Origin of the sequence: Acinetobacter sp. UBA3461 (genome assembly GCF_002381195.1) — a bacterium.
GTDB lineage: Bacteria > Pseudomonadota > Gammaproteobacteria > Pseudomonadales > Moraxellaceae > Acinetobacter > Acinetobacter schindleri.
This window is the reverse complement of sequence record NZ_DFRO01000022.1, coordinates 40,730-57,134: the sequence shown is the minus strand read 5'-3', so window position 1 is coordinate 57,134 and position 16,405 is coordinate 40,730. Positions and strand designations below refer to the sequence as shown.

The following is a 16,405-nucleotide window of genomic DNA, read 5'->3' as shown; positions in this document are numbered from 1 at the left end:
CTTGTTGTTCTTAATTAAGTGCGTTGACATACGCAACGAACTGACGGCCACGCTCAGGATAGCCTGAGAACATATCAAAACTTGCACATGCCGGAGACAATAGCACGACATCATGTGGCTGGGTATTGCTCTGGCAGATTTCTACTGCTTCCTGCAGGCTTTCCGCATGCACAAGTGTCGTGGTTCCTTCAATTGCTGCCTCAATGATTGGACGATCTACACCAATCAACACTGCTACCTTCGCATATTTAGACAGTGAATTACGTAAAGCAGAGAAGTCCTGGCCTTTACCCTCGCCACCGAGAATGATTGCAACTTTCCCACCTTGTGCTTCAATCGCCGCACCTAGACCGTCTAAAGCGGCCAGAGTCGCACCGATATTGGTACCTTTAGAATCGTTATAATAACGCACGCCATTGAATTCTTTGACAAATTCACAGCGATGCTCCAGCCCTTTGAAGGTTTTTAGTGTTTCCAGCATGCTGTCTACTGGCAAGCCAATTGCTTCCCCTAAAGCCAAACATGCCAAAGCATTCGCGACATTGTGCGTGCCTTGAATATACATCTCAGAACTTTTCAATAAACGTTCGCGTCCACGCGCTAACCAGATCGTGCCATCCGTGTCACGTAACACGCCGTACTGGTTTATATCAGGTGCATTTAAACCAAAGCTTTGCATTGGCGTTGCATCCGGAACCAGTGGACGAGTCAGTGAATCATCGCGGTTATACACCACTTTTTTGACGCCTTGGAAAATACGGTGTTTTGCTGTGTGGTAGCCCATCATATCGCCATGACGATCCAGATGGTCTTCACTCATATTCAGCACGACTGCCACTTCAGCCTTCAGATTCGATGTGGTTTCCAGCTGAAAACTTGAAAGCTCTAAAATATAAAGTTCAGGATCATCTTTGGTCAGATCCAGCGCAGGACGGCCAAGGTTGCCACCAACGGCCACTTTCTTACCCGCATCCGCAGCCATCAAACCAATTAATGTGGTGACGGTACTTTTGGCATTTGAACCGGTAATCGCAACAATGGGTTTATCGGTAGAACGGCGCAGAATCTGGATTTCACTCACCACCGGAATACCTTTGGCAATCGCTGCCTGAATTTCAGGAAGTTTCGGATCAAGCCCCGGACTGATGATGATTTCTTCTGCTGAGAGTAATAATTCTTGGTCAAATTTACCAAAGCTGGTTTGTACTTCGGCAGGAATCTGGTCATGCCCCGGTGGATTTGCCCTAGAGTCTGTTACTGCAACGCGATAGCCCTTGTTATGTAAGAAATTGACTGCTGCAACACCTGAAATTCCAAGTCCTGCAACGACCTTAAGTCCACCACGTTGTATTAACATTTTTGCCTCATGTTCTGGTCTAATTTGAAACTTTTGAAATGTTAGCACTTTGCCGTTTTGAATGCTTTTTCTGTTTCATCTTTCTGCAGATTTTTTTGTATATTGCATAAAAAAAAGCCATCATAAACATGATGGCTTTTTCACTTTTAAGTTTGCTGGAAAACTATTTCCACTTCACTGCTTGCTGAGCAGGTTTTTTCTCTGCTGGCTGCTCGGATGCCGGACAGGCACAATTGCCTCCACAGCCACTCGCCATCGCAGGTTTTAACCATTTCGCCAGCTTATGCCAGCCTTGGGCTTCACAAGCATTGGACAGCTTCAGGAAGACCGAGCGTGAAGTATTCGGAAATACCTTCTTAAATACCACCACTGCACTCCAAAGCACCAGTGCCGTCACAATCAGAATTTCAATCATCTCAATCTCCCCTTCACTGTGCTGTTTCAGTCAGTATTAACCGAAATAGTGTGAAGCAATCTGATAAGTCAGGAATGACATGATATATGCCAGACCAAACAGATAAACTGTCATAAAGCCCACAGTTTTCCATGAACCTGTTTCACGTTTTACTGTTGCCAAAGTTGCCAGACAGTGCGGCGCATAGATAAACCAGACCAGTAACGATAAACCGGTTGCCAGTGTCCAGCCTAAGTCACCGCCACCGCTAATTAAAGCTGCAAGCCCTTCAGACATCGCATCTTCATCAACTGCTGACAAGGCATAAACTGTACCCAGTGCAGCCACGACCACTTCACGAGCTGCCATTGCCGGAATCAGGGCAATACAGATCTGCCAGTTAAAGCCCAATGGTGCAAAGATCGGCTGGATAAAATGACCAATCATCCCGGCAAAAGAATAATCAATATCTGGCAACGTAGCCCCTTCAGGCGGTTGCGGGAAGGTACACAGGAACCACAACAGAATCGACAATGCGAAGATGATGCCACCCACACGCTTCAAGAAGATCTTGCCGCGATCCAGCAGACCAATCCAGACGTTCTTGATATCTGGAAAACGATAACTTGGTAGTTCCATTAGCAGCATATGTTCTGATTTGTCTTTGCTGAAAAACTTCAACACAAACGAAACAATCAGTGCACTTAGAATGCCCGCCATATATAGAGCAAACAGCACCAGGCCTTGCAGGTTAAAAATACCCCAGACCGACTGTGATGGAATGAATGCAGCAATCAGCAATGCATATACCGGCAGACGAGCCGAACAGGTCATCAAGGGTGCTACAAAAATTGTGGTCAAACGGTCACGTGGATCACTAATAGTACGTGACGCCATGATGCCCGGAATTGCACAGGCAAAGCTTGACAACAATGGAATGAAGGCACGACCAGAAAGACCGGCTTTGTACATCAATTTATCTAGCAGGAATGCAGCACGTGGCAGATAACCGGATTCTTCCAATACCAAGATAAAGAAGAACAGGATCAGAATCTGTGGCAGGAACACCACAACGCCACCGGCACCGGCAATAATCCCATCTACGAGCAGACTATTCAGCAAAGGATGTGCAATGTTGTCTCCGACTACCTCACCGAGCCAGCCGAAGAAGGTTTCAATCCCATCCATGAAGGGTGCCGCCCAGGCAAATACCGCCTGGAAGATCACAAACATCATCACCGCCAGGCTAAGCAGACCGAGTACCGGATGCAGGAAAATTTTATCCAGAAAATCGGTACGCTTGTCTTCCTGATCTACAAAGTTCACCACATCTTTCAGGATACTTTCAACTTTGTGATGACTGTCACCGCTTAAGCCAGTCATTTCAGTCTCTGGAACAGCATATTTTCCCTGATCCAGTGCATTCATCAGGTTTTCAACACCTGACTTGCGCACCGCAACCGTTTCAGCAACGGGTACACCTAAACGCTCGGACAATTTCTGGGTATTGATCTGCATCCCACGACGGCGTGCTTCATCCATCATGTTCAGAACGAGTAACACCGGACGGCCGAGCTGGATCATTTCCAGAACCAGACCGAGATGCAGTTTTAGATTGGTGGCATCGACCACACACAGGAATGCATCCTGCTGTTCTTCATCTGCAATTTTGCCCTGTACAACATCACGGGTAATCGCTTCATCCGGACTGGTAGCATCCAGACTATAAGTCCCCGGTAAATCCAGTACACGCACAGCCTTGCCCGATGGCAAAGTAAAGTGACCGACTTTACGTTCTACTGTCACTCCGGCATAGTTGCCGACTTTTTGACGTGTACCTGTTAAATGGTTGAATAATGAGGTTTTACCACAGTTAGGGTTACCGACAAGGGCAATACGTAAGGCATCACTCATGCCGACACTCCAGCTTCAATTTCAATTTTGGCTGCCTCTGACTTACGCAGGGCAAAACGGGTAAAACCGACCTGAATTAAAATCGGATCCCCACCAAAAATACCTTTGGTAATGACCTGCACTTCTGTGCCAGGCACAAAACCCAACGTTTCCAGGCGACTCGCCACGACATCGTGTTGAGCGCCCTCGCCATCAGTAGTTCGATTAACCTTTCGAATGATAGCTGTTTGCTTCACTTTCAAATCCGACAAACGCACCGCGAAAATTCCTAAACTATTTTGTACAGTATACAAACAAATGAGAATAATTAACAAATAAGATTAATTACAAACCGATTTAGCTTATATCACATCGACACTGTAATAAAATTAAACTACATTGGAGAATATCAATACTCATTATCGCTTTTTTAGATCAGATTCTTTCACCCTATGTTGAATAAAAAACCCCGTATTCCCGCTCCTGTCCAGATTCCGGAAAATGCCCAGTTTCTGCATGGCTATCGTGACTATCTGATTGCACAAACCGTGAGTCCTCATACGCGGAATGCCTATTTATCTGATTTAATTCAATGCAGTAGTTGCCTAACTAAAGCCTTACCAGAATGGGATCATGATGATATCTCGGATGTATTGATTGAGCTGACCAAACAGCAAAAAAGTCCACGTTCAATTGCACGCTGTTTGTCCGCCCTGCGCTCATTTTATAAATTCTTGCGTGAGCAAAAGCTGAGAAATGACAATCCGGTTGCTGCACACAAGACACCAAAACTGGGACGTGCCCTGCCCAAAGACCTTTCCGAAGCCGATGTTGAAGCATTGATCAATGCACCGGATATCAATATTGCCTTGGGTTTACGTGATCGGGCGATGCTGGAAGTGCTCTATGCCTGTGGATTACGTGTAACAGAACTACTCAACCTGCGACTGGAACTGATTAACCTAAAACAGGGTTATCTGCGTATCGTAGGTAAAGGCAACAAAGAACGATTAGTACCCATGGGGCAGGTCGCCTGCGAATGGATCGAGAAATATCTGAATGAAGCACGTCCGCAATTGTACAAGACAGCAACCGACTATCTGTTCCTGACCCAGCATGGTGGCATCATGAGCCGACAGAATTTCTGGTATGCGATCAAGCGTTACGCACTACAGGCCGGTGTCCAGGCAGAGCTTTCCCCCCATACCTTGCGTCATGCCTTTGCCACCCACCTGTTGAATCATGGTGCAGATCTACGTGTCGTGCAGATGCTATTGGGACATAGTGACCTGTCGACCACCCAAATTTATACCCACGTGGCACAAGTCCGTATGCAGCAGCTGCATGCGTCACATCATCCACGGGCCTGAACTGAACTGAACTGAACTGAACTGAACTGAACTGACCACGTGTACAGAGAAGTTCAACCTGCAAACTATTTTTTTGTTATGCTAGGCATCTATTTTTATCTAAGAACAAAAAGGGTTATCCATGACATTTGCCCGCTCCAGTCTGTTTATCGCATGTATGCTTGCTGCAGGTTTCAGTCTTACTGCTTGCTCCAACTCTAATCAAAACGATAAAAAGTCAGATACTTTAACTGCAAGTGCACCAGCGACGGGTGAAGCATCTACCGTATCAGAACGTAATGCTCAGCAACGTCTGATCTCAACCCTGGAAGGTCACTTCAAAAAGGCTGGTATTAAGGCAAAAATCACTGGCGTTAAAACCACTGAAGTACCCAATCTGTTCTGGGTTAGCTTGGAAGGCATGTCGTCTGTCTATGCGACTAGTGATGGTAAATACATCATTCAAGGTGATGTGATCCGTCTGGGTGACAAACAGCTGCACAATGTCAGCGAAACCCTGCAATCCGATGTAAATAAGAAAATCTTTGCAGCACTAAAAGCCGAAGACCTGTTGATTTACCCTGCCAAAGGCAACAAAGCCAAGCATATTATCTATGTCTTTACCGATGTTAGCTGCCCGTACTGCCATAAATTCCATGAACAGATGGATGAGATGAACAATAAAGGCATTGAGGTACGTTATATCGCATGGCCACGTGGTGAGCAGCATATGCCAGCCATGGAAGCAATCTGGTGTAGTGCCGACCGTCGTGCTGCCTTCGATACTGCCATTGCCGGTGGATCAATTACACCAGCAACCTGTCAAAATCCTGTGAAAGATCAATATCAAATGGGTCTGAATATCGGTGTGAACGGTACCCCGGGTGTCTATAGTTCAGAAGGTGTTTACCTGGGTGGTTATATGTCGACCGCTGAACTTTTGGACCGTCTTAAATAACTCATTTTAATAAGTTATTTTACTTTATGTTATACATAAAGATATTCTGAGATCACCCTAGAGTCAGCGCGTTTTTTTAGCTATGATCTAGGCTCTCGTAAAAAACTGTTTATATTTGGAGTGTGACGTGAAACCAGTTCGTCTGGCAATCCTCGGTCTTGGTACTGTGGGTGGTGGTGCCCTTAAACTATTAAAACAAAATGCTGCTGAGATTAAACGTCGCACCGGTCGTGAAATTCAAATTACTTATGTGGGTACCCGTCGTCCGCGTCCTGACCTGGAACTCGATGACAGCATCAAGCAAAGTGCTGACCTGCTAGAGATCGTACGTCAGCCAGATGTTGATGTTGTGGTTGAAGTGATGGGTGGTATTCATCCTGCCTATGAAGTCATTAAAGAAGCTATCCTGCATGGCAAACAGGTCGTGACTGCGAACAAGGCTTTGCTCGCTGAACACGGTAATGAACTGTTCAAACTTGCTGATGACAACGCTGTGCAAATTGCTTACGAGGCAGCGGTGGCAGGTGGCATCCCGATTATTAAAGTCATGCGTGAAGGCTTGGCTGCCAACAAAATTGATTGGCTGGCGGGCATCATTAACGGTACAGGTAACTTCATCCTGACTGAAATGCGTGACAAAGGCCGTGCTTTTGAAGATGTACTGAAAGAAGCGCAAGAACTGGGTTATGCTGAAGCAGATCCAACCTTTGACGTTGAAGGTATTGATGCCGCACATAAACTAACCTTACTTGCATCGATTGCATTTGGTATCCCGCTGCAATTTGATAAAGTCTTCACCGAAGGCATCAGCAAAATCACGGCTCAAGATGTAAAATATGCTGAAGACTTAGGTTTCCGTATTAAACACCTCGGTATTGCTCGTCGTACAGAAACAGGGATTGAACTTCGTGTTCACCCGACCCTGATTCCTGAGGAGCAACTGATCGCCAATGTAAATGGCGTGAAAAATGCAGTCCTGGTACAAGCCAATGCCGTTGGCCCTACACTGTACTATGGTGCTGGCGCTGGTGCTGGTCCTACAGCATCTGCTGTAGTCGCTGACGTGGTGGATATCGTGCGTGACATCTCTTACACTGAGGATGGCGCAGGAACAATTCCACAACTGGCTTTTGAAAGCTTAAGCGACTTGCCAATTCTTCCTCGTGAAGAAATGACCACAGGCTACTACATCCGTATTAACGCTGAAGATCAAACCGGCGTTCTTGCAGAAGTGACCTCTATTCTGAGCCGTAACGGTATTAGTATTGATGCCATCATGCAGCAGTCTCGCTTAAAAGACCTTATTCCTATCGTGATCCTGACTGATCCAGTCAAGGAAGCGAAAATGGATGAAGCGTTAAAGCAAATTCAAGCTCTTCCTGTCATTCATGGCGAAATTGTGCGAATTCGTTTAGAATCGCTTGATAATTAATCGGGTTGAGGGGTTTACGCTCCTCACCAAGCTCTACACACAATTGGAACATCATCATGTCGAATGCCAATCGTTATACTGGTTTAGTTGACCGCTATCGCGACCGTTTACCAGTGTCTGCAACTACCCCTGCTGTTTCTCTAGGCGAAGGTAATACACCACTGATTAAGCTTGCGAATATTCCGCGCATTATTGGCAAAAATGTTGAAATTTATGTGAAGTACGAGGGCTTAAACCCGACTGGTTCATTTAAAGACCGTGGTATGACCATGGCGGTGACCAAAGCCGCTGAAGAAGGCTCAAAAGCGATTATCTGTGCCTCTACAGGTAACACTTCTGCTGCTGCTGCTGCCTATGCTGCACGTGCAGGCATGAAAGCGTTTGTGTTAATTCCTGAAGGCAAAATTGCCATGGGTAAAATGGCACAAGCGATGATGTATGGCGCGATCACCATGCAAATCCGCGGTAACTTTGACGATGGTATGCGTCTGGTGAAAGAAATCGCTGATAAAGCACCTGTGACGATTGTGAACTCAATCAACCCATACCGTTTGCAAGGTCAAAAAACCATTGCTTACGAAATCGTAGATGAGCTGGGTCGTGCACCTGACTACCACTGCCTACCTGTCGGTAACGCAGGTAACATCACTGCACACTGGATGGGTTATACCGAAGCCGTTGCCAACCAACCTGCTGATCAGTTTGAGCAAGTGGTTTATGACCCTGCAACTGATGCGTTCACTGGTCCTAAACCTGAAGGCCTTCCGACAATGGTCGGTTACCAGGCGGCTGGTGCTGCACCATTCCTACGTGGTGCGCCAGTGGAAAATCCTGAAACTGTGGCAACTGCAATCCGTATTGGTAATCCACAAAGCTGGAACCATGCCAAAGCTGTGGTTCGTGATTCTCAAGGTTGGTTCGACGAACTGACTGATGCTGAAATTCTGGAAGCACAACGTCTACTTTCTATGTACGAAGGTGTATTCGTAGAACCTGCTTCTGCAGCGTCTATCGGCGGTGCAATTCGTGACATCAAAGCTGGCAAGATTGCTGAAGGGTCAGTGATTGTTTGTACTGTGACAGGTAATGGTTTGAAAGACCCAGATACTGCAATCAAACAATGTTCTGATGCAGTAATGCTGTCGATCGATGCAACATTGGATCAAGTACGCGATTCTATTCTGTCTAATATGTAAGAGACAGAATCAAAAAGCCCTGCATCTGCAGGGCTTTTTTATGACTTAAATATTTTATAAAAGCTTAAACACGCTGTTTCGGCAAACTAGACACCCAAGTCATGAGACGTGTTGCATCATTGGTACGTGCAGCAGATGAATCTGCTCCAAGCAACACTACGACTACTGGACGGTTATTTAAGGTGGTATGCATCACTACACAACGTCCAGCTTCATTGATGAAACCGGTTTTAGAAATATTAATATTCCAGCCACCATTACGTACCAGCGCATTGGTGTTATTCGATTTCAACACACGGTAACCCAAGTTAAAGTCATAACTTGCTGTGGTTGAGAACTGTCGGATCAAGCCGTATTGCGAAGCGGTGTTTACCAGAATCCCCAAGTCTCTTGCAGATGACTTATTGCCCGGATGCAATCCGGTAGATTCCAGAAATTTACTTGAATTCATACCCAATGCTTTGGCTTTACTATTCATGGCAGAAATAAAAGCACTACGACCACCTGGATAGGTACGTGCCAACGCTGCTGCAGCCGGGTTTTCAGATTTCATCAGTGCAAACAATAAAGCTTCAGCACGATTCATCGTATCTCCGACACGTAACGTCGAGCTTGAACTCTTACAACCTGAACATGAAAAATCACCCTGTTGTAGTGTGATTTTTTCATTCATGTTTAAACGCGCATCAGAGATTACCACTGCTGTCATCAGCTTGGTAATCGATGCAATCGGCACTGCTGTATTACTGTTCTTGCTATACAGCACTTCACCGGTCTGCGCGTCCATTACCAGCGCTGAACGCGCATTGACAGATGGCTGCGTGCCATAGGTCTTGGTATCCAGAATCTGTACAGTTCTGGCAGGTTCTTGTACTGCTTGACCATTCTGACTACGGATGGTCGTGGTGACTGTCGTAGAGCCAAGCGGAGAAGGCTCATCATCGGCATCCGATCCATCACTCAAGAACTGGTTGGCCTGTTCAGAAGACCAGCTCAGGCTAGACTGAGGGGCCGCTGCTGACGAATTCATGATAATTTCAGCAAAACTCGTCGTCGTACTCATGCTGACTGCCAGCGACAGACCCAGTACATGCATCAAAGACTTATGTGTTTTCTTCACTATTCCTTCACCCAACTTACGAGGTAAGATTGATTTGCGTATTACCTCTAATATGGCTTACATTACATTTACCACAATGCAGAACAATTATTGATCTCTACACTGCGTGATACAGTTCAATATGACATGTCTGTAGGATTGCTAATTTTGTAGTTTCATTGCAAGCTTATTTTGCGTTGTGTAACAAAAAAAATGATTTTTCATCTGAGGGAGAGTATACGTGATCACAGTTTTAGTTGTAGATGACCATGAATTGGTGCGTACTGGCATCTGTAGAATGCTTGAAGACCACACTGATGTTCAGGTCATTGGACAAGCTGAATCTGGTGAAGAAGCAATTACTCTGGTACGTCAGCATCATCCGAATGTAGTGCTCCTGGATGTGAATATGCCGGGCATTGGTGGTGTTGAAACCACGCGTCGACTGCTACAGACAGCCCCAGATACTAAAGTTGTCGCTGTCAGCGGCCTTGCTGAAGAACCTTATCCATCGCTGTTACTCAAAGCAGGTGCTAAAGGCTATATCACCAAAGGTGCACCTGTTACCGAGATGGTACGTGCCATTAATAAAGTCATGCAGGGCGGCAAATACTTTAGTGCAGATATTGCCGAGCAATTAGCGAGCTCTTATTTATCTGACACACAGCAATCCCCATTTGATTCCCTGTCCGAACGCGAAATGCAGGTTGCCATGATGGTCGTCAACTGCATTAGTGCCCAGGAAATTGCAGATAAACTTTTTGTTAGTGTTAAGACTGTAAATACCTATCGTTATCGTATTTTTGAAAAACTTAATATCGACAGCGATGTGAAACTCACCCATCTAGCAATGCGCTATGGTCTGATTAAACCTTAATATTTCATGCCCTCTATTTAATAAAACTTAAAAAAACAAAAAAGGTTCTATGTCCCAGCGATCTTCTTATTCAGAGCTTAATCAATATCTGCTGGGCACCTGGTATGCGGCATACCGCCTGATCATCAGTACTGGTTTACTGCTGATTTTCGTGCTCACTTATCCTGAACACACCAGCGATTTAGAATATCCCAAGCTGTATCATTATGTACTGAGTAGCTTCATTGCTATCGCCTTGATCCAGCTTTTTGTTCTGAAGTATTTTAAGAAATTTGTTCAGCAACAGCTGACCGGTATTTTTATTGTCGATGTCTGTGCACTCAGCCTGCTGACCTTGGCCACAAATGGCACCAATCTACAGCTCAGTATGCTATTCGTGATTACTATCTTTGCCGCTTCCATTTTACTGAATGCACAAAAAGCGCTGGTGATTACCTTGATTGCGGTCATCAGTGTGATTTACCAGCATTTCATCACCAGCCTGTTTACCCTTTCCTCTCTGGGTAATATCGGCAATAGCGCCATATTGGCTTTCATGTTTTTTGTGGTCTATGGCATCGGGCAAATTGCAGTCCGACGTTTCCAGATCTTGGAAAATGTCAATTTTTCCCAGTCCATGGAACTTTATCGTCTACAAAATATTAACCGTTATATTCTGGAACAGATTGAGACTGGTTATCTGGTTCTCGATGAAAACTGTCATGTGGTGCTGAGTAATCCTGCTGCCTGCCACTTGCTTGGCATCCAGCAAATGTATGCACATGACACGTTTCCATTGTACCAGTCACAACCAGATCTGTTTGAGCTGATCCGCTTTGAAGATCTGGAAAATGGCGAACGCTTTCAGTTTGAATCCCAGCAAAGCCGTTTCAATATTCATGTTCAGGTACAAAAACTGATTGTACCGCATCAAACTTTAATGTTGCTGGTGCTGCAAGATGCGCGAAAACTTAATCAACAAGTCCAGCAATTAAAACTGGCGGCACTCGGGCAACTTTCTGCCAGTATTGCCCATGAGATTCGTAATCCGCTTGCAGCGATTGTTCAAGCCAATGATCTGTTACCTGGCTGTGAACAGGACCAGCAGCAGGTGTTGCATGGCATGATCAGCAAGCAGGCAACACGAATCAACCGGATTATTGAAGACACGCTGAATATGGTGAAGAATAAAGAGACTCATCCAGTATCTATTCAGCTGAATGAATTTATTCCACAATGTATCCATGAGGATTTGGCTGATATTGCTGATCAGATTAAGCTGAATATTGATATGCGACTGGATATCCAGTTTGATGAAGCCCAGCTACGTCAAGTATTGGTCAATTTATTGCGTAATGCCGTGCGGCATAACGATCCAGCCGTAGGCTATGTAGAATTAAAAGTTCATCCTTATGAACATAAAGTCTGGATTGATGTACGGGATTTTGGTCAGGGTGTTGCGCCTGCCGATCAGAGTCTGCTGTTTAAGCCATTTTTCAGCACTTCAATTAATGGTACAGGACTAGGGCTATATTTATCCCACAGTTTCTGTGAGGCCAATCAGGCCCAGCTGAATTATATACAACAAGAACAGGGTGCCTGCTTCCGGATTAGCTGCCAGCGCATCACTGTTTAATTTTTGAACTTAAGGGGAAAGAGTGTGGAACAACAACCACTGGTACTATTGGTCGATGATGAGGAAGATCTCTGTACGCTCATGCAGATGTCGCTCATGCGTATGGGAATCCGCACGCATATCGCCCATCGTCTGGAGGATGCTAAAAAACGCCTGGCAGATCATCAGTATGATGCCTGCCTTACGGACTTGAATCTACCTGATGGCAATGGCTTGCAGCTCCTAGAATTTATCAGTGAGCATCATCCTTCCCTACCGGTTGCTGTGTTAACTGCCTATGGCAATATGGATATTGCCATTGCTGCCCTTAAAGCAGGTGCCTTTGACTTTGTCAGTAAGCCGATCAATCAGAAACATCTGGAACAGTTACTGCAAAAAGCACTAAATAAGCCAGTAGATTACCAATCCAATCAGCAAGATACCCTAGAATATAAAATGCTGATTGGTCAGTCCAAGCCGATTCAGCAATTACGTACGACCTTGCATAAAATTGCCCGCTCTCAAGCTCCTGTATTTATTACCGGTGAATCTGGAACTGGAAAGGAAGTGGTGGCAAATCTGGTTCATCGCCTCAGTAACCGGAGTGAAGGTCCCTTTATTGCCATTAACTGTGGTGCGATTCCAGCTGAACTGATGGAAAGTGAGCTGTTCGGGCACAAGAAAGGCAGCTTTACTGGCGCCATGCAGGACAAACAGGGGCTGATCCAGTCTGCACATGGCGGCAGTTTATTTCTGGATGAAATCGCAGAGCTTCCACTCAGTATGCAGGTCAAACTACTGCGTGCAGTACAGGAAAAACGGATTCGCCCTTTAGGTTCAGATATCGAAATTGATGTAGATTTTCGCGTCATCAGCGCCAGTCATCAGGACCTGGAAGCACAGGTACAGCAAGGTAGATTCCGTCAGGATTTATTCTTCCGCATTCATGTGATGGATCTGGTGTTGCCACCATTACGTGAGCGTGGTAATGACATTCTGCTGCTGGCTGAACACTTTATTCAGAAGATCTGTCAGGAATGGCAAATCCCTGTGAAACGCCTGACTGAACGTAGCAAAGAGCAGTTACTGACTCAATACTATCCAGGAAATGTCCGGGAATTGCGTAATATCATCGAGCGAGCTATTACCCTCAGCGATGAAGACACAATTGATATCCAGCATTTGCAAACTGCACCTTTACGCCAGAGTTTTGTGACTTCCGAAATCACATCGAATATAGCATCCGAGTCGAGTAACACTACTGACACTTTTATCGTACCGAAAAAACTGCCTGAAGAAGGTCTTGAACTGTATATGGAGAAAATCGAGAAAGAAATTTTGCTAAATGCATTGAATCTGACTCACTGGAACCGTACGCTTGCCGCAAAAAAGTTGGGCATGTCTTTTCGCTCGCTGCGTTATCGTCTGAAGAAATTTGGGCTCGATACCGATGAAGAAGAATGATTGATGAGGGGGCTATGCCCCCTTCATTATTTTTGTAAAAGCAATAATTCAGTGATGTGATCCAGATAACTTTCTTCCCTCATCTCAACGCCAAGCGGATAACTGAGGTGAGGCTGCACACCAAGACCCTCAATACGCTGACCACTGGGGCTGAAATATTGCGATACCGTCATCTGTAACGCCGCCCCATTGCTAAGAGGAAACAGTTTCTGCACCACACCTTTACCATAGCTTTTTTCACCGACCACCCAGGCACGGTTATGCTCTTTCAAGGCAGCGGTAAAGACTTCGGCTGCAGAGGCAGAACGGTTATTAATCAAGATTCCAATTTTCAGATTCTGAAATTCAAATCCTGGTAAAGCCTGAAACTGCTGATCCCCTTCTGCCCGGCTTTTGGTCGAGACAATAATGCCCTGATTCAGGAATAGATCCGCAGACTCTACCGCTGCCGAAAGCAGACCACCCGGATTATTACGTAAATCAAATAACACGGCTTTTAAACGTTGACCAGAATAGCTGTCAATAATTCGTTTAATTTCGTTGGCTGTGTCCTGCTGGAAGACCTTGACCTGCAAGACCAGCACCTGATTATTATGTAAGGTCGATTTAATCTCGGTATCTACTTTAATATTACGAACCAGCGTCACCGGCGCACTTTGCGCAGAAAGCTGAATGCTTAAAGTAGAGCCTATCGCGCCACTGAGCAAATCCCGAACCTGCTCGCGCTTCAGCGTATTTAAGATCTGATCATCAATCTTGTAAACTGTCACGCCATTACGCAGTCCCTGCTTGGCAGAGTCGGCATCTGGACTGAGTCCCTGTACCATCCACTGCTTCAATTGCGGATTAAACTGCAGGTCAAAATCGATACTGGCTAGATCGCCTTCGGTATATTGACGGAGCTGTTTAAAGTCTTCTGGAGAAAGATAACGGGAATAGCGGTCTAAACCACCGACCAGACCACGAATTGCCTGTTGGAATAATGCATCGTCATTTTTATCTTGAATATAATTATCTTTGACAATGCCATAAATCTGCACGAATTCCTGAATCGAAGAAACCGGAATTTCGCTATAGGTTTGCTGGTCCATGACCATATCATCGAGTGCTGGACCCTGAGACCCAGCACTCCATGCCGAATGGCTCAAACACATCAGTAAGCTTGCGAGTAAAACTGACTTCTGCTGTGATTTTGCCATTCTTTATCCTATTGATATTTTTTATGAAGCGTTCAGCTCAATTAAGTTACGGCCCTGCATTTCTGCTGGCACCGGAAGTTGCATCAGACTTAACAATGTTGGCGCCACGTCCGCCAGTACACCGCCTTCTGCAATCGTTGCCGAAGTTGGACCCACATAAATAAACGGGACCAGTTCAGTCGTATGTTGGGTATGCACCTGACCACTTTGATAGTCTTGCATCTGCTCAACATTACCATGGTCTGCAGTAATAATCATATGGCCTTTTTGCGCCATCACTGCTTCATAAACACGACCTAAGCAAGTATCCACTGCTTCCACTGCTTTGACTGCTGCATCAAATACGCCGGTATGACCGACCATATCGCCATTGGCATAGTTCACCACCAACAGGTCAAACTCACCTGAGTTGATCGCTGCAACCAGTTCATCGGTCACTTCGTATGCACTCATTTCCGGTTTTAGGTCATAAGTTGCTACATTTGGAGATGGAATCAGGATACGTTTTTCACCTGGATATTCATCTTCACGACCACCGCTGAAGAAGAAAGTCACGTGTGCATATTTCTCAGTTTCTGCGATACGTAATTGGGTTTTGCCCAGGTCTGATAAATATTCGCCAATCGAGTTCACCAGCGCTTCTGGCATATATGCTACAGGCGCATCGATTGTTGCCTGATAACGGGTCAACATCACGTATTTCGCCAGATTTGGCACAACTTTGCGTTCAAAACCAGTAAAATCTTTCTCAACAAAAGCACGTGTTAATTCACGCGCACGATCCGCACGGAAATTCATGAAGACTACGCTGTCACCATCCTGAATCGCAGCCACATCACCGATACGGGTCGCTTTCACGAATTCATCAGACTCATCTGCTGCATATGCCTGTTCCAGGCCTTCTACTGCAGTGGCTGCCGTACGAACTGCTTCACCTTCAGTCAGCAAACGATACGCCTGTTCCACGCGATCCCAACGGTTGTCACGATCCATGGCAAAGTAACGGCCAATCATGGTGGCAATACGGCCTTGACCTGGATATTGAGCAAAAACAGCATCTAATTTTTCCAATGATGGTTGTGCACTTTTCGGCGGCGTATCACGGCCATCCAGGAAAGCATGCAGATAGACTTTGGCACCACGTTTTAATGCCAGCTCTGCCATCGCGACGATATGGTCTTCATGTGAGTGCACACCACCTTCAGATAACAGGCCCAGAATGTGTACGGCACCATTTGATGCTTTGGCTTTTTCTACCGCATCAATCAGTACTTCATGCTCAAAGAACGCACCGGTACGGATGTCTTTGGTAATACGAGTGAAGTCCTGATATAACACACGGCCAGCACCCAGGTTCATATGACCGACTTCAGAGTTACCCATCTGACCATCAGGCAGGCCGACATCTTCACCAGAACCAGAGATCAAACCATGCGGATGCTTTTCCTGCATAGCAGTTAAATGAGGTCGTTTAGCCGCTAAAAACGCATTGTCTTCGACCGCTTCGCGATGACCCACACCATCCATAATTACCAATACGTGAGGGATTTTGCCAGCAGTTGCATCCGTCATAATGAATACTCTTGTTCGTTT

The 16,405-nt window shown here is 45.6% G+C and carries 14 protein-coding genes; 7 read left to right on the top strand and 7 right to left on the bottom strand.

Annotated elements, in window-relative coordinates:
- Nucleotides 1-10: 10 nt before the first annotated feature.
- The 4 genes from murD to B3D47_RS04575 all read right to left on the bottom strand — a co-directional run bounded on the left by murD (nucleotide 11) and on the right by B3D47_RS04575 (nucleotide 3,922).
- On the bottom strand, nucleotides 11-1,357 hold the full coding sequence (murD, locus tag B3D47_RS04590) for a UDP-N-acetylmuramoyl-L-alanine--D-glutamate ligase (protein ID WP_286860195.1): 1,347 nt from the start codon (nucleotides 1,355-1,357) through the stop codon (nucleotides 11-13).
- 163 nt (nucleotides 1,358-1,520) lie between these two features.
- Nucleotides 1,521-1,772 carry a DUF6587 family protein gene (locus B3D47_RS04585; protein WP_004896377.1) on the bottom strand — a complete coding sequence of 84 codons (252 nt, stop codon included), beginning with the start codon at nucleotides 1,770-1,772 and terminating at the stop codon, nucleotides 1,521-1,523.
- A 36-nt stretch (nucleotides 1,773-1,808) separates the two neighbouring features.
- The gene (feoB, locus tag B3D47_RS04580; RefSeq protein ID WP_273798366.1) at nucleotides 1,809-3,665 is read right to left on the bottom strand and encodes a ferrous iron transporter B; all 1,857 of its coding nucleotides are present in this window, start codon (nucleotides 3,663-3,665) and stop codon (nucleotides 1,809-1,811) included.
- A complete protein-coding gene (locus tag B3D47_RS04575) occupies nucleotides 3,662-3,922 on the bottom strand; it encodes a FeoA family protein (protein WP_004810128.1) in 261 nt (86 codons plus the stop codon). Before B3D47_RS04575 ends, feoB begins: the two co-directional genes overlap by 4 nt.
- A 174-nt stretch (nucleotides 3,923-4,096) precedes the next feature.
- Here B3D47_RS04575 and xerD point away from each other — a divergent pair, with 174 nt between their 5' ends.
- The 4 genes from xerD (at nucleotide 4,097) to thrC (ending at nucleotide 8,579) form a co-directional block, all read left to right on the top strand.
- Complete coding sequence (gene xerD, locus B3D47_RS04570; RefSeq protein WP_286860191.1) at nucleotides 4,097-5,014, top strand: site-specific tyrosine recombinase XerD; 918 nt, start codon at nucleotides 4,097-4,099, stop codon at nucleotides 5,012-5,014.
- 121 nt (nucleotides 5,015-5,135) lie between these two features.
- A complete protein-coding gene (locus B3D47_RS04565) occupies nucleotides 5,136-5,951 on the top strand; it encodes a DsbC family protein (RefSeq protein WP_004810132.1) in 816 nt (271 codons plus the stop codon).
- A 127-nt stretch (nucleotides 5,952-6,078) separates the two neighbouring features.
- Entirely contained in the window at nucleotides 6,079-7,383 is a 1,305-nt protein-coding gene (locus B3D47_RS04560; RefSeq protein ID WP_004810134.1) for a homoserine dehydrogenase, read from the top strand.
- A gap of 56 nt (nucleotides 7,384-7,439) precedes the next feature.
- Nucleotides 7,440-8,579: a threonine synthase gene (thrC, locus tag B3D47_RS04555; protein WP_004810136.1), complete on the top strand. Its 1,140-nt coding sequence runs from the start codon at nucleotides 7,440-7,442 to the stop codon at nucleotides 8,577-8,579.
- Nucleotides 8,580-8,643: 64 nt separating this feature from the next.
- On the opposite strand, the gene B3D47_RS04550 is transcribed toward thrC, so the two are convergent.
- Nucleotides 8,644-9,699, bottom strand: coding sequence for a serine hydrolase (locus B3D47_RS04550; protein ID WP_286860189.1), 1,056 nt, complete (start codon nucleotides 9,697-9,699; stop codon nucleotides 8,644-8,646).
- A gap of 220 nt (nucleotides 9,700-9,919) precedes the next feature.
- Between B3D47_RS04550 and B3D47_RS04545 the strand changes: the two genes are divergently transcribed.
- The 3 genes from B3D47_RS04545 to B3D47_RS04535 are packed head-to-tail and all read left to right on the top strand — an operon-like array spanning nucleotide 9,920 to nucleotide 13,613.
- Complete coding sequence (locus B3D47_RS04545) at nucleotides 9,920-10,555, top strand: response regulator transcription factor GacA (RefSeq protein WP_004896390.1); 636 nt, start codon at nucleotides 9,920-9,922, stop codon at nucleotides 10,553-10,555.
- A 49-nt stretch (nucleotides 10,556-10,604) separates the two neighbouring features.
- Complete coding sequence (locus B3D47_RS04540) at nucleotides 10,605-12,170, top strand: two-component system sensor histidine kinase NtrB (RefSeq protein ID WP_004896392.1); 1,566 nt, start codon at nucleotides 10,605-10,607, stop codon at nucleotides 12,168-12,170.
- Between the two features lie 24 nt (nucleotides 12,171-12,194).
- The gene (locus B3D47_RS04535) at nucleotides 12,195-13,613 is read left to right on the top strand and encodes a sigma-54-dependent transcriptional regulator (protein ID WP_286860186.1); all 1,419 of its coding nucleotides are present in this window, start codon (nucleotides 12,195-12,197) and stop codon (nucleotides 13,611-13,613) included.
- A gap of 26 nt (nucleotides 13,614-13,639) precedes the next feature.
- On the opposite strand, the gene B3D47_RS04530 is transcribed toward B3D47_RS04535, so the two are convergent.
- Together B3D47_RS04530 and gpmI are read right to left on the bottom strand one after the other, a co-directional pair.
- Complete coding sequence (locus B3D47_RS04530) at nucleotides 13,640-14,812, bottom strand: S41 family peptidase (protein WP_286860184.1); 1,173 nt, start codon at nucleotides 14,810-14,812, stop codon at nucleotides 13,640-13,642.
- A 21-nt stretch (nucleotides 14,813-14,833) separates the two neighbouring features.
- Nucleotides 14,834-16,384: a 2,3-bisphosphoglycerate-independent phosphoglycerate mutase gene (gene gpmI, locus B3D47_RS04525; protein ID WP_008306856.1), complete on the bottom strand. Its 1,551-nt coding sequence runs from the start codon at nucleotides 16,382-16,384 to the stop codon at nucleotides 14,834-14,836.
- Between the last annotated feature and the right edge of the window lie 21 nt (nucleotides 16,385-16,405).

What these genes read in the sequence shown, in the direction of transcription:
- murD (WP_286860195.1), bottom strand. Translation starts at nt 1,357, where the DNA reads ATGTTAATACAACGTGGTGGACTTAAGGTCGTTGCAGGACTTGGAATT.
- B3D47_RS04585 (WP_004896377.1), bottom strand. Translation starts at nt 1,772, where the DNA reads ATGATTGAAATTCTGATTGTGACGGCACTGGTGCTTTGGAGTGCAGTG.
- feoB (WP_273798366.1), bottom strand. Translation starts at nt 3,665, where the DNA reads ATGAGTGATGCCTTACGTATTGCCCTTGTCGGTAACCCTAACTGTGGT.
- xerD (WP_286860191.1), top strand. Translation starts at nt 4,097, where the DNA reads ATGTTGAATAAAAAACCCCGTATTCCCGCTCCTGTCCAGATTCCGGAA.
- B3D47_RS04565 (WP_004810132.1), top strand. Translation starts at nt 5,136, where the DNA reads ATGACATTTGCCCGCTCCAGTCTGTTTATCGCATGTATGCTTGCTGCA.
- thrC (WP_004810136.1), top strand. Translation starts at nt 7,440, where the DNA reads ATGTCGAATGCCAATCGTTATACTGGTTTAGTTGACCGCTATCGCGAC.
- B3D47_RS04540 (WP_004896392.1), top strand. Translation starts at nt 10,605, where the DNA reads ATGTCCCAGCGATCTTCTTATTCAGAGCTTAATCAATATCTGCTGGGC.
- B3D47_RS04530 (WP_286860184.1), bottom strand. Translation starts at nt 14,812, where the DNA reads ATGGCAAAATCACAGCAGAAGTCAGTTTTACTCGCAAGCTTACTGATG.
- gpmI (WP_008306856.1), bottom strand. Translation starts at nt 16,384, where the DNA reads ATGACGGATGCAACTGCTGGCAAAATCCCTCACGTATTGGTAATTATG.